The sequence below is a fragment of the Kitasatospora sp. NPDC036993 genome (assembly GCF_055607525.1).
The window spans coordinates 432,721-445,540 of record NZ_JBVJRP010000003.1 but is presented as its reverse complement, the minus strand read 5'-3'; the positions used below and the strand labels follow the sequence as shown (position 1 = coordinate 445,540).

Below are 12,820 nucleotides of genomic sequence, written 5' to 3'. Positions count from 1 at the left end.
GCTGATCCGTCCGGTCGTCTGTCGTGTGTGCTGCGCCAGTCGGGTACCCGGGAGATTCGGAGCGGCTGGGAAGGCCATGCTCAACAAATACGCGCGTGCCTTCTTCACACGTGTTCTGACCCCGTTCGCCGCGTTCCTGATCCGTCTGGGCGTGAGTCCGGACGCGGTGACGCTGATCGGTACCGCCGGTTCGGTGGCCGGTGCGCTGGTGTTCTTCCCGCGTGGGGAGTTCTTCTGGGGCACCATCACGATCACGCTGTTCATCTTCTCGGACCTGGTGGACGGCAACATGGCCCGCCAGCTGGGCCGCAGCTCCAAGTGGGGGGCGTTCCTCGACTCCACCCTGGACCGGGTCGCGGACGCCGCGATCTTCGGCGGCCTGGCGATGTGGTACGCCGGGAAGGGCGACAACGACCTGCTGTGCGCGGTGGCGATCTTCTGCCTGGCGAGCGGCCTGGTGGTCTCGTACACCAAGGCGCGGGCGGAGAGCCAGGGGCTGCCGTGTGACGTGTCGGGGCTGGTGGAGCGGGCCGAGCGGCTGGTGGCCGGCCTGGTGGCGGCCGGGGTCTCGGGTCTGCACAAGTTCGGTGTGCCGTACGTGGAGTGGCTGCTGCCGGTCGCGCTGTGGCTGGTGGCGGCGGGCAGCCTGGTGACGGTGTTCCAGCGGATGCTGACCGTGCGCCGGGAGGCGTTCGAGGCCGACCGAGCGGCGGCCGGGAGCTGATGGGGGGCGTCCTGCGGTGACGGACCGACTGGTGTACTGGGCGTACGCGCTGGGGTGGGGGCTGCTGAAGCACCTGCCGGAGCGGGCGGCCCGGGGGCTGTTCGATCGGCTGGCGGACTACGCGTGGCGCAGGCGCGGCAAGCGGGTGCTCCAGCTGGAGGCGAACCTGCGCCGGGTCCGTCCGGAGCTGGACGAGGCCGGGATGCGGGAGCTGTCCCGGGCCGGGATGCGCTCGTACCTGCGGTACTGGATGGAGTCGTTCCGGCTGCCGGTGTGGAGCCGGGAGCGGGTGGCCAGGGACGTCCGGGTGGAGGGCTTCGAGAACCTGCGGGCGCAGCTGGACGCCGGCCGCGGCGCGTTGATAGCGCTGCCGCACATGGGCAACTGGGACCTCGCGGGCACCTGGGTGGCACAGAAGGGCTACCCGTTCACGACGGTCGCGGAGCGGTTGAAGCCGGAGCGGCTGTTCGACCGGTTCGTGGAGTTCCGGGAGGGCCAGGGCATGGAGGTCCTGGCGCTGACCGGTGGGTCGGTGAACGTGATCGGCACGTTGGCGCGGCGGCTGCGCGAGGGCCGGATGGTCTGCCTGGTGGGGGACCGGGACCTGTCGGAGGCGGGCATCGAGGTGTCGTTCTTCGGTGAGCGGACCCGGATGCCGGCCGGTCCCGCGGCGCTGTGCCAGCGGACCGGGGCGGCGCTGATGCCGGTGACGCTCTGGTACGACGGCCCGGTGCTGCGCGGGATGATCCACCCCGAGGTGCCGGTGCCGGAGGAGGGCGACCGCAAGGAGCGCACCCGGGCGATGACCCAGGCGATGGCGGAGGTGTGGGAGCAGGGCATCCGCGAGCACCCGCAGGACTGGCACATGCTGCAGAAGTTCTGGCTGGCCGACCTGCCGGTCCGTGAGACGGTGAAGGCGGCGCCCGCGGAGCGTGCGGAGGCAGCCCCCGGGCACGGGCAGGCGGCTCCCGAACCCGCGGCCGAGGCCTCCGGGGCCTAGGGCCGGTGACCCGGGGCCCGTTCGGAGCCCGCCCGCACGACTTGTCCGAAGGAGCTTGAGGAACCCGTGAAGATCGGCATCGTCTGCCCGTACGACTGGGACGTCCCCGGTGGGGTGCAGTTCCACATCCGGGACCTGGCCGAGCACCTGATCAGCCTGGGGCACGAGGTGTCGGTGCTGGCGCCGGCCGAGGACGACGAGGCGCTGCCGCCGTACGTGGTCCCGGCGGGGCGGTCGGTGGCGGTGCCGTACAACGGGTCGGTGGCGCGGCTGAGCTTCGGGATCCTGTCGGCGGCGCGGGTGCGGCGGTGGCTGCACGACGGGCGCTTCGACATCCTGCACGTGCACGAGCCGGCCGCGCCGAGCCTGTCGATGCTCGCCGCGTGGTCGGCCACCGGGCCGATGGTGGGGACCTTCCACACCTCCAATCCGCGCTCGCGGGTGATGATCGCGGCCTCGCCGATCCTCCAGCCGGGCCTGGAGAAGATGCGGGCCAGGATCGCGGTGTCGGAGTACGCCCGGCGGACCCTCGTGGAGCACCTGGGCGGGGACGCGGTGGTGATCCCGAACGGCGTGGACGTCGGGTTCTTCGCGGGGGCCGAGCCGGACGAGCGCTGGATGGGCCACGCGGCGAAGGGGGAGCCGGGCACGATCGGCTTCATCGGCCGGATCAACGAGCCGCGCAAGGGCCTGCCGACACTGCTGGCGGCGCTGCCGGGGATCCTGGCGGAGCGCCCCGGGGTGCGGCTGCTGGTGGCGGGCAAGGGCGACGAGGAGGAGGCGGTCTCCGGTCTGGCGCCCGAGGTGCGCCGCCAGGTGGAGTTCCTCGGCATGGTGAGCGACCGGGAGAAGGCCAGGCTGCTGCGCAGCGTGGACCTGTACGTGGCGCCGAACACCGGTGGCGAGAGCTTCGGGATCATCCTGGTCGAGGCGATGTCGGCGGGTGCGCCGGTGCTGGCGAGCGATCTGGACGCGTTCAAGCAGGTGCTGGACGGTGGCGAGGCGGGCGAGCTGTTCCCGGTGGAGGACGCGGACGCGCTGGCCCGTACGGCGCTGCGGCTGCTGGGTGACCCGGTGCGGCTGGGGGAGCTGCGGGAGGCGGCCTCGCGGCACGTGCGGCGGTTCGACTGGTCGACGGTCGGCGCGGACATCCTCTCGGTGTACGAGACGGTGACGGCCGGCGAGGCGGCGGTGGTCGAGGAGGACGTCCGCAACGGGTGGCGCGGCCGGTTCGGCCTGGCCAGGGACTGATCTCCCCCGGCGGCGGCCTCCGGGGGCCTGCGAGGTCAGGCGGCCGGCCGGGTTAGGGTCGGGCGACCGTACCGCTTCACCGCATGGGGGCCTCCGATGCCGCAGATTTCCGTCGACTACTCGGCCCGGCTGGCCGGCACCTTCGACCGCAGGGGCCTGGGCCTGGCGATCAACGAGCTGGCGGAGAGGACCATCGGCGCGAAGCCGGACTCCTGCCGGACGGTGTTCCGGCAGAGCGAGATGCTGCTGGTCGGCACCGGCGGGATCGCCGACGACGCCCAGGTGTACGTCGAGTTCCAGCTCTTCCCGGGCCGTACGCCGGAGGCGAAGGCGGCGCTGAGCGAGGGCGTGCTGGCGCTGCTGGCCGAGTACGTCCGGCCGGAGCCGGGGATCCGGCTGTTCACGGCGGTGAACATCGCGGACATCGACCGGGAGAGCTACCGGAACGCGACCGCCCGGGGCTGAACCGGTGACACCCGGTAACGTAGCGGCTCGTGACTACCTGGATCTGGGCCGGCGTGGCCGTGGTGCTGTTCGGCATGTACCTGAGTTGGACGGCAGGGCGCCTGGACCGGCTGCACGCCCGGATCGACGCCGCGCGGGCGGCGCTGGACGCGCAGCTGGTCCGCCGGGCCTCGGTGGCGATGGAGCTGGCGACGTCCTCGCTGCTGGATCCGGCGGCCTCGCTGCTGCTGCTGGACGCGGCACACGCGGCCCGGCAGGCCGAGGACGAACAGCGCGAGGTGGCGGAGAGCCAGCTGAGCCTGGCGCTGCGGGCGGTGTTCGAGGAGCCGGAGCAGGTGGCGGCGCTGGTGGCCGAGCCGGGCGGCGAGGACACGGTTCGTGATCTGACGGCCGCGGCGCGGCGGGTGCCGATGGCCCGCCGGTTCCACAACGACGCGGTCCGGGCGGCGCGGGCGGTGCGGGAGCACCGGCTGGTGCGTTACTTCCGGCTGGCGGGGAAGGCGCCGTTCCCGTTGGCGTTCGAGATGGACGATGCTCCGCCGCCCGCTCTTACGCCCGAGGGATCGCCTGCTTAGGGTGTCCCCCGGATACGGCCCGTTTGTCGTGTCCCGTCGTCCTGGCTGGACTTGGTGGCGCATGGAGGCGCGATCGGGTCTGCCTACCATAGGGCGATAGCACTGGTTCATTTCGAGTGAGGTCTCACGTGTCCACCACCCCCACCACCGCAGACCAGCCGCAGATCGGCACCGCCCGGGTCAAGCGGGGCATGGCCGAGCAGCTCAAGGGCGGTGTGATCATGGACGTGGTCAACGCCGAGCAGGCCAAGATCGCCGAGGATGCCGGAGCGGTGGCCGTCATGGCCCTGGAGCGGGTTCCGGCGGACATCCGCAAGGACGGCGGCGTGGCCCGCATGTCCGACCCGAACATGATCGAGGAGATCATCGAGGCGGTCTCCATCCCGGTGATGGCCAAGTCCCGCATCGGTCACTTCGTCGAGGCCCAGGTGCTCCAGTCGCTGGGTGTCGACTACATCGACGAGTCCGAGGTGCTGACCCCGGCCGACGAGGTCAACCACTCGGACAAGTGGGCGTTCACCACCCCCTTCGTCTGCGGCGCCACCAACCTGGGCGAGGCCCTGCGCCGCATCGCCGAGGGCGCGGCCATGATCCGCTCGAAGGGTGAGGCCGGCACCGGCAACGTCGTCGAGGCGGTCCGCCACCTGCGCCAGATCAAGAACGAGATCGGCAAGCTGCGCGTCCTGGACAACAACGAGCTGTTCGCCGCGGCCAAGGAGCTGCGCGCCCCGTACGAGCTCGTCAAGGAGGTCGCCGAGCTCGGCAAGCTGCCGGTGGTGCTGTTCTCCGCCGGTGGCGTGGCCACCCCGGCCGACGCCGCGCTGATGCGCCAGCTGGGTGCCGAGGGCGTCTTCGTCGGCTCCGGCATCTTCAAGTCGGGCGACCCGGCCAAGCGCGCGGCCGCCATCGTGAAGGCCACCACCTTCTTCGACGACCCGAAGATCATCGCGGACGCCTCCCGCAACCTGGGCGAGGCCATGGTCGGCATCAACTGCGACACCCTGCCGGAGACCGAGCGCTACGCCAACCGCGGCTGGTAGTCACCACCCCCTGAGCCGGCCCGCCGCAGCGCTTCGGCGCGCGGCGGGCCGCGCCACGTAGTCCGTCGTAACGATCGATTGAGGTTGAAGACCGTGAGCACTCCTGTCATCGGCGTCCTCGCCCTCCAGGGCGACGTCCGAGAGCACCTGGTGGCGCTGGCCGAGGCCGACGCGCTCGCCCGTCCGGTGCGCCGCGCCGAGGAGCTGGCCGAGGTCGACGCGCTGGTGATCCCCGGCGGGGAGTCCACCACGATGTCCAAGCTGGCGCTGCTGTTCGGCGTGATGGACCCGGTGCGCGAGCGGGTCGCGGCCGGGATGCCGGTCTACGGCACCTGCGCGGGCATGATCATGCTGGCGGACAAGATCCTGGACGGCCGCGACGACCAGGAGACCGTCGGCGGCATCGACATGACGGTGCGCCGCAACGCCTTCGGCCGCCAGAACGAGTCCTTCGAGTCCGGGGTCGAGTTCGCGGGCCTGGACGAGGAGCCGGTGCACGGCGTCTTCATCCGCGCCCCCTGGGTCGAGGCGGTCGGCGCCGGCGTCAAGGTGCTGGCCGAGCTGCCCGCCGCGGACGGCCCGGAGAGCCGGATCGTCGCGGTGCGTCAGGGAAACCTGCTGGCCACCTCGTTCCACCCGGAGCTGACCGGCGACCACCGGGTGCACGCGTACTTCGTGCGGATGGTCGAGGAGCACCTCGCCGGGGCCGCGCACTGACCGTGTCGGCCGCGCGCTGACTGTGTGCGCCCCACCGGTGACGACACCGGTAAGATCTCATCTGTTCATTTCCCTTTGGCGACGTAAAGGAGCTGGCGATGTCCGGCCACTCTAAGTGGGCTACCACCAAGCACAAGAAGGCCGTGATCGACGCCAAGCGCGGCAAGCTCTTCGCCAAGATGATCAAGAACATCGAGGTGGCTGCGCGCACCGGCGGTCCCGACCCGCAGGGAAACCCGACCCTCTACGACGCCATCCAGAAGGCGAAGAAGAGCTCGGTCCCGATCGACAACATCAACCGCGCCGTCAAGCGCGGTGGCGGCCTGGAGGCCGGCGGCGCCGACTACCAGACCATCATGTACGAGGGCTACGGCCCGAACGGCGTCGCGGTTCTGATCGAGTGCCTCACCGACAACCGCAACCGCGCCGCCTCCGACGTGCGCGTCGCGATGACCCGCAACGGCGGCTCGATGGCAGACCCGGGCTCGGTGTCGTACCTGTTCAACCGCAAGGGCGTCGTCGTCGTCCCCAAGTCCGACGGCGTGGACGAGGACAAGCTCTTCGAGGTCGTCCTGGACCAGGAGCCGGAGGAGATCAACGACCTCGGCGACTCGTTCGAGATCGTCTCCGAGGCCTCGAAGATGGTCGCCGTGCGCACCGCGCTGGTCGACGCCGGCGTCGACTACGACTCGGCCGAGGCGAACTTCCTCCCCAGCATGCAGGTCGAGCTGGACGTCGACGGCGCCCGCAAGATCCTCAAGCTGATCGACGCGCTGGAGGACAGCGACGACGTGCAGAACGTCTTCGCCAACTTCGACATCTCCGACGAGGTCGGCGCGCAGCTCGACGCCGAGTGACACGCCTTCGGTCGATCGACGGCGAGTGACCGTTCTCACTGCCCGGCCCGGTGGTCCCTGGACCACCGGGCCGGTGTCGTCGGTGGGGTTGTCGGACCCGGGCGGTAGCCTGCGGAGGTCCTTCGTGGCGAGCAGCAGGGAGACGGGACGAGTGGTACGGGTACTGGGCGTGGACCCGGGGCTGACCAGGTGCGGGGTCGGCGTGGTCGAGGGCGCGCCGGGCCGGCCGCTGCGGATGGCCGGGGTCGGCGTGGTGCGCACCCCCGCCGACGCCGGGATCGGGCAGCGGCTGCTGCTGGTCGAGCAGGGCATCGAGGCCTGGCTGGACGAGCACCGGCCCGACCTGGTCGCCGTCGAGCGGGTCTTCGCCCAGCACAACGTGCGCACCGTGATGGGCACCGCCCAGGCCAGCGCGGTCGCGATGCTCTGCGCCACCCGGCGCGGCATCCCCGTCACCCTGCACACCCCCAGTGAGGTCAAGGCCGCCGTCACCGGCTCGGGCCGGGCCGACAAGGCGCAGGTCACCGCCATGGTGCAGCGCCTGCTGCGGCTGGACGCACCGCCCAAGCCCGCCGACGCCGCCGACGCGCTGGCGCTGGCCATCTGCCACATCTGGCGCGGCGGGGCCACCAACCGGCTGGAGGCCGCGGTGCAGGCCGCCCGCACCACCTCCCGCACCAGCCCCCGTACCACTTCCGTGAGAGGCACCGTCCGATGATCGCCTTCGTGCAGGGGCCCGTGGCGGCCATCTCCTCCGGGCTCGCGGTGGTCGAGGTCGGCGGGGTCGGTATGGCCGTGCAGTGCACCCCGAACACCCTGGCCGGGCTGCGGCTGGGGGAGCCCGCCCGGCTGGCCACCTCGCTGGTGGTCAGGGAGGACTCGCTGACCCTGTTCGGCTTCGCGGACGACGACGAGCGCGCCGTGTTCGAAATCCTCCAGGCCGCGCCCGGCGTCGGCCCCAAGCTGGCGCAGGCGATCCTCGGCGTGCACAGTCCCGACGCGCTGCGCGCGGCGATCGCGGGCGGCGACGAGAAGGCACTGGTCGCCGTGCCGGGCATCGGCAAGGCGAAGGCGGCCAAGCTGCTGCTGGAGTACAAGGACAAGCTCGGCGCCCCGCACGGCGCCGTCCCGGCGCAGAAGCCGATCGCCGCCGGCCCGGCACCGTGGAGCGAGCAACTGCACTCCGCGCTGACCGGTCTCGGCTACGCCCCGCGCGAGGCGGACGAGGCGGTCGCCGCCGTCACCCCGGAGGCCGAGGCCCAGGCGGCGCCGGACGTCGGCGCCCTGCTCAGGCTCGCCCTGCGCGGCCTCAACCGCGCCCGCTGACCCATCTGACGATCTGTCCCTTTGTCGACACCGGAGACTCTGGAGCCCGCGACGATGTACGACCCGGAACCCGCCGACCGGCTGGTCACGGCTGCCGCCGACGGTGAGGACCAGGCGGTGGAGGCGGCGCTGCGCCCCAAGCTGCTGGACGAGTTCATCGGCCAGGAGCGGGTGCGCGAGCAGCTGTCGCTGGTGCTCCAGGCCGCCCGCAAGCGCGGCAGCGCGCCCGACCACGTGCTGCTGAGCGGGCCGCCCGGACTCGGCAAGACCACCCTCTCCATGATCATCGCCGCCGAGCTGGGCGCGCCGATCCGGATCACCTCGGGCCCGGCCATCCAGCACGCGGGGGACCTCGCGGCGATCCTCTCCTCGCTCACCGAGGGTGAGGTGCTCTTCCTCGACGAGATCCACCGGATGTCCCGGCCGGCCGAGGAGATGCTCTACATGGCGATGGAGGACTTCAGGGTCGACGTGATCGTCGGCAAGGGGCCGGGCGCCACCGCCATCCCGCTGGAGCTGCCGCCCTTCACCCTGGTCGGTGCCACCACCAGGGCCGGCCTGCTGCCGCCCCCGCTGCGCGACCGCTTCGGCTTCACCGGGCACATGGAGTTCTACGCCCCGGCCGAGCTCCAGCGGGTGGTGCACCGCTCGGCCGCGCTGCTGGACGTGGAGATAGACCCGGCCGGCGCGGCCGAGATCGCCGGGCGCTCGCGCGGCACGCCGCGCATCGCCAACCGGCTGCTGCGCCGGGTCCGGGACTACGCCCAGGTCAGGCACGACGGGGTGGTCACCGTGGAGATCGCCGCCCAGGCGCTGGACGTCTACGAGGTGGACGCCCGCGGTCTGGACCGGCTGGACCGCGCGGTGCTGGGCGCGCTGCTGCGGCTGTTCGGCGGCGGCCCGGTCGGTTTGTCGACACTCGCGGTCGCCGTGGGGGAGGAGTCCGAGACGGTCGAGGAGGTCGCCGAGCCGTTCCTGGTCCGCGAGGGCCTGCTCGCCAGGACCCCGCGCGGTCGGATCGCCACCGCCGCCGCCTGGCAGCACCTCGGCCTGACTCCACCGGCGCAGACCCACCCGGTCCAGACCACTCGGGGAGGCGTCCCGGCCCAGTCGGAGCTGTTCCCGGCAGACGAGAGTTGACCGCCATCGGCTGAACGGGTGACTCGGCCCGGTCGGTTCCCGCCCGGTGCTTCCCTGTCGGCACAGGGAGGAGCCCGGAACGAGGTCCGGGGAATCCGTGCAGGAGGAGGCTCGCCACTTTCGGCGGCATGATGCGATGCTTGGCGTTGTCCGATCGATTCGGGGTCGCCTAGACTCCGCCGGACCGCCCCTCTCACCTGACGGGCCGACCAATACCACACAGGCCGCCGGCCGGCGGCCCGTAAAGGACCCTGGCTGCAGTGAACCTCATCATCCTTCTCCTCCCGATCATCGCGATCGTGCTCATGTTCCGGTCGCAGAAGAAGCGCCAGCAGCAGCAGCAGCAGATGCAGACCTCGCTGGAGCCCGGGGCGGGGGTGCGCACCATCGGCGGCCTGTATGCCCAGGTGAAGGCGGTCAACGAGGAGACCATCGAGCTGGAGATCGCGCCCGGCGTGGTCACCCACTTCACCAAGAGCGCCATCGCGGCCGTCCTGGACCCCCAGGAGTACGACGCGATCATCAACGGCCGCCCCGCGGATGACGAGCTGCCCGAGCCGGAGGCCGAGGAGGCCGAGCCGGCCGACGCCGAGCCGGCCGAGGACAAGCCGCTGACGCTCACCAAGGACAGCGCCGCGAAGGGCGATGCCGAGGGCGGGGCTCCCGCGAGCAAGTAGTACGGCCGGGCAACCCGCCCGGCCGCGCGGCGCAGTGCCGCGAGCCCACAGGATCTCAGGGCCGCACAACCGCCGTACCCCCGTCCTGCCATGCGCAGGCCGGGGGTACGGCCGGGGAAGTGGCATGGACAGGGAGAAACGAGCAAGGTGGCAACACCCAAGTCGCGCCCGCGCGACGGCTACCCAGGGCGGGCGCTGGCCCTCATCCTGGTCGTCACCGTCGGACTGGTCGCCCTCATGTTCGGGACGGGCACCACCAAGCCCCGGCTCGGGATCGACCTCGCCGGTGGCACCAGCATCACGCTGACCGCGAAGTCGACCGATCCCAAGGCGCTCAGCAAGTCCAACATGGACACCGCCGTCGGGATCATCGAGCGTCGCGTCAACGGGATGGGTGTCTCGGAGGCGGAGGTCCAGACCCAGGGCTCGGACACGATCATCGTGAACATCCCCAAGGGCGGCGACCGGCAGAACGCGGCGGACCAGGTCGGTACCACCGCGAAGCTGTTCTTCCGTCCGGTCCTGGCCGTGGCGCCCAGCGGCGTCACCGCTCCGGAGCCCACCGGCACCCCGTCCGCCGGCGCCACCGGCACCCCCGCGGCGACCCCGTCCGCCGGCGCCACGACCGGTACCCCGTCCGCGAGCGCCACCAAGCAGGGCCGCGCCGAGAGCGAGGCGCTGGCCGCCGAGGGCTCCAGCCCGTCCGCCGCCGCGAGCGCCGCGCCGTCCGCCCCCGGCAGCGCGGCCCCGACGGCCCCGGCCACCCCGCCGAGCGCCGCCGACCTCACCGCCGCGATGACCCAGGGCACCGTGCCGCCCGAGCTCACCGCCGCGTTCGCCGCCCTGGACTGCTCCAAGCCCGAGGTCCGCGCCGCTCAGACCGGCGCCGATGACAAGGCCGTCGTCGCCTGCTCCCAGAAGGACGAGAAGGGCTACTACGAGAAGCTCGCCCTCGGCCCCGTGGCCGTGAAGGGCTCGGACGTCGAGAAGGCCCAGGCCGGCATCGACACCCAGACCGGCGCCGGCTGGCAGGTCCAGCTCCAGTTCAACGGTGCCGGCACCGACGCCTTCTCCAAGGTCACCGGCCAGCTGGCCAGCCAGGCCCCGCCGACCAACCAGTTCGCCATCGTGCTGGACAACCAGGTCGTCTCCCACCCGCAGGTCAACGGACCGATCCCGGGCGGCAGCGCGGTCATCACCGGCCAGTTCAAGCAGGCCGAGGCGCAGGACCTCGCCAACGTGCTGGGCTACGGCGCGCTGCCGCTGGAGTTCAGCAAGAGCGACATCACCACCGTCTCCCCGGCGCTCGGCAGCGACCAGCTCAAGGCCGGCCTGGTCGCCGGCCTGATCGGCATGGTGCTGGTGGTCGCCTACTCGCTGATCTACTACCGCGGCCTCGGCCTGGTCTCGATCGCCGGTCTGCTCGTCTCGGCGGCCCTGACCTACTCGATCATGAGCCTGCTCGGCAACGCGATCGGCTTCGCGCTGAACCTGCCGGCGGTCTGCGGTGCGATCGTCGCGATCGGCATCACCGCCGACTCCTTCATCGTGTACTTCGAGCGCATCCGCGACGAGGTCCGCGAGGGCGCCCCGCTGCGCCCGGCGGTCCAGCGGGCCTGGCCGCGCGCCCGGCGCACCATCCTGGTCTCGGACTTCGTGTCCTTCCTCTGTGCCGCCGTGCTCTACGTGGTCTCGGTCGGCAAGGTCCAGGGCTTCGCGTTCACCCTGGGTCTGACCACGGCGCTCGACGTCGTGGTGATCTTCCTCTTCACCAAGCCGATGATCACGCTGCTGGCCCGCCGGAAGTTCTTCCTGGAAGGCCACCCGTGGTCCGGTCTGGACCCGAAGCGGCTGGGCGCCCGCCCGCCGCTGCGCAGCAGCCGTCGCCGTAGCCCCTCCTCTTCCGCCGTGAAGGAGGCCTGACACCGTGTCACGCTTCTCCAACCTGGGCCACCGGCTCTACCAGGGTGAAGTCAGCTTCGACTTCGTCGGACGCCGCAAGCTCTGGTACTCCATCTCCGGCGTGATCGTCCTGGTCGCGGCGATCGGTCTGGCCATGGGCCTGCACCTGGGCATCGAGTTCAAGGGCGGCTCGGTCTACACCGTGTCCAAGCCCGGCCTGACGGTCTCCCAGGCGCAGGACACCGCTGACGGGGTCGTCGCCTCGCACCCGCTGGTGCAGTCGACCGACAACGGCAAGATCCGCATCCAGGTCAGCACCGAGGAGACGAAGAGCTCGGACCAGATCCGCTCCGAGCTCTCGCAGAAGCTCGGCGTGCCGCTGGACACCGTCGAGGCCCAGGTGATCGGCCCCAGCTGGGGCAAGCAGATCTCCCAGAAGGCGCTCACCGGTCTGATCGTCTTCATGGTCCTGGTGACGGTCTACCTGGCGATCGCCTTCGAGTGGCGGATGGCGGTGTCCGCCCTGGTCGCCCTCATCCACGACCTCCTGATCACCATCGGGGTGTACGCCCTGGTGGGCTTCGAGGTCACCCCGGGTACGGTGATCGGCTTCCTGACCATCCTCGGGTACTCGCTCTACGACACGGTCGTCGTCTTCGACACCGTGAAGGAGAACACCAAGGACCTCACCAAGCAGAACCGGCGCACCTACAGCGAGGCCGCCAACGCGGGCCTCAACCAGACCCTGGTGCGCTCGCTCAACACCACCGTGGTGGCGCTGCTGCCGGTCGCCGCGCTGCTGTTCATCGGCGGCGGCTTCCTGGGCGCCGGCACCCTGAACGACATCTCGCTCGCGCTGTTCATCGGTCTCGCGGCCGGTGCCTACTCCTCGATCTGCGTCGCCACCCCGCTGCTGGCGCAGCTCAAGGAGGAGCAGCCGGAGATGAAGGCGCTGCGCAAGCGGGTCCTCCAGCACCGGGCCGCGGCCGCCAAGGCCGAGGCCGCCACCGGGGCGGACGAGGACCTGACGGGCGAGGAGCAGCCCGCGGGTATGGTCGGACAGCGCGGCTCGGCCGGCACGCGTGCCAAGGGCCGTCCGTCCACCAAGCGCTGAGCCCGACCACGACCGCGAGGCACCACCAGACC

14 protein-coding genes are annotated in these 12,820 nt (G+C 71.6%); all 14 read left to right on the top strand.

Annotated elements, in window-relative coordinates:
- Nucleotides 1-76 precede the first annotated feature (76 nt).
- Complete coding sequence (gene pgsA, locus ACZ7C5_RS08245; RefSeq protein WP_401087508.1) at nt 77-724, top strand: phosphatidylinositol phosphate synthase; 648 nt, start codon at nt 77-79, stop codon at nt 722-724.
- Between the two features lie 16 nt (nt 725-740).
- Nucleotides 741-1,724, top strand: a complete 984-nt coding sequence (locus tag ACZ7C5_RS08240) for a phosphatidylinositol mannoside acyltransferase (protein WP_401087506.1) — start codon at nt 741-743, stop codon at nt 1,722-1,724.
- A gap of 66 nt (nt 1,725-1,790) precedes the next feature.
- Nucleotides 1,791-2,975 (top strand): glycosyltransferase family 4 protein, encoded by a 1,185-nt coding sequence (locus ACZ7C5_RS08235; RefSeq protein ID WP_401087504.1) that lies wholly within the window; start codon nt 1,791-1,793, stop codon nt 2,973-2,975.
- A 96-nt stretch (nt 2,976-3,071) separates the two neighbouring features.
- Entirely contained in the window at nt 3,072-3,440 is a 369-nt protein-coding gene (locus tag ACZ7C5_RS08230; protein ID WP_470322262.1) for a 5-carboxymethyl-2-hydroxymuconate Delta-isomerase, read from the top strand.
- 29 nt (nt 3,441-3,469) lie between these two features.
- Nucleotides 3,470-4,015, top strand: a complete 546-nt coding sequence (locus ACZ7C5_RS08225) for a LemA family protein (RefSeq protein ID WP_401087501.1) — start codon at nt 3,470-3,472, stop codon at nt 4,013-4,015.
- A 128-nt stretch (nt 4,016-4,143) separates the two neighbouring features.
- On the top strand, nt 4,144-5,055 hold the full coding sequence (pdxS, locus tag ACZ7C5_RS08220) for a pyridoxal 5'-phosphate synthase lyase subunit PdxS (protein WP_401087499.1): 912 nt from the start codon (nt 4,144-4,146) through the stop codon (nt 5,053-5,055).
- A gap of 93 nt (nt 5,056-5,148) precedes the next feature.
- The gene (pdxT, locus tag ACZ7C5_RS08215; protein WP_188301513.1) at nt 5,149-5,772 is read left to right on the top strand and encodes a pyridoxal 5'-phosphate synthase glutaminase subunit PdxT; all 624 of its coding nucleotides are present in this window, start codon (nt 5,149-5,151) and stop codon (nt 5,770-5,772) included.
- A gap of 98 nt (nt 5,773-5,870) precedes the next feature.
- Nucleotides 5,871-6,629, top strand: a complete 759-nt coding sequence (locus tag ACZ7C5_RS08210) for a YebC/PmpR family DNA-binding transcriptional regulator (protein WP_401087496.1) — start codon at nt 5,871-5,873, stop codon at nt 6,627-6,629.
- Nucleotides 6,630-6,780: 151 nt separating this feature from the next.
- Nucleotides 6,781-7,347: a crossover junction endodeoxyribonuclease RuvC gene (ruvC, locus tag ACZ7C5_RS08205; protein ID WP_401087740.1), complete on the top strand. Its 567-nt coding sequence runs from the start codon at nt 6,781-6,783 to the stop codon at nt 7,345-7,347.
- Nucleotides 7,344-7,955: a Holliday junction branch migration protein RuvA gene (ruvA, locus tag ACZ7C5_RS08200; RefSeq protein ID WP_401087494.1), complete on the top strand. Its 612-nt coding sequence runs from the start codon at nt 7,344-7,346 to the stop codon at nt 7,953-7,955. The genes ruvC and ruvA overlap by 4 nt, the downstream gene beginning before the upstream one ends.
- A gap of 54 nt (nt 7,956-8,009) precedes the next feature.
- Nucleotides 8,010-9,095 (top strand): Holliday junction branch migration DNA helicase RuvB, encoded by a 1,086-nt coding sequence (gene ruvB, locus ACZ7C5_RS08195; protein ID WP_401087492.1) that lies wholly within the window; start codon nt 8,010-8,012, stop codon nt 9,093-9,095.
- A gap of 260 nt (nt 9,096-9,355) precedes the next feature.
- Nucleotides 9,356-9,772 carry a preprotein translocase subunit YajC gene (gene yajC, locus ACZ7C5_RS08190; protein WP_401087490.1) on the top strand — a complete coding sequence of 139 codons (417 nt, stop codon included), beginning with the start codon at nt 9,356-9,358 and terminating at the stop codon, nt 9,770-9,772.
- A 147-nt stretch (nt 9,773-9,919) separates the two neighbouring features.
- Nucleotides 9,920-11,695: a protein translocase subunit SecD gene (gene secD / locus ACZ7C5_RS08185; protein WP_401087489.1), complete on the top strand. Its 1,776-nt coding sequence runs from the start codon at nt 9,920-9,922 to the stop codon at nt 11,693-11,695.
- A 4-nt stretch (nt 11,696-11,699) separates the two neighbouring features.
- A complete protein-coding gene (secF, locus tag ACZ7C5_RS08180; protein ID WP_401087487.1) occupies nt 11,700-12,788 on the top strand; it encodes a protein translocase subunit SecF in 1,089 nt (362 codons plus the stop codon).
- Nucleotides 12,789-12,820 lie beyond the last annotated feature (32 nt).

Bases quoted from the DNA above. Each gene is read 5' to 3' on its own strand.
- pgsA (WP_401087508.1), top strand. From the start codon at position 77: ATGCTCAACAAATACGCGCGTGCCTTCTTCACACGTGTTCTGACCCCG.
- ACZ7C5_RS08230 (WP_470322262.1), top strand. From the start codon at position 3,072: ATGCCGCAGATTTCCGTCGACTACTCGGCCCGGCTGGCCGGCACCTTC.
- ACZ7C5_RS08210 (WP_401087496.1), top strand. From the start codon at position 5,871: ATGTCCGGCCACTCTAAGTGGGCTACCACCAAGCACAAGAAGGCCGTG.
- ruvA (WP_401087494.1), top strand. From the start codon at position 7,344: ATGATCGCCTTCGTGCAGGGGCCCGTGGCGGCCATCTCCTCCGGGCTC.
- ruvB (WP_401087492.1), top strand. From the start codon at position 8,010: ATGTACGACCCGGAACCCGCCGACCGGCTGGTCACGGCTGCCGCCGAC.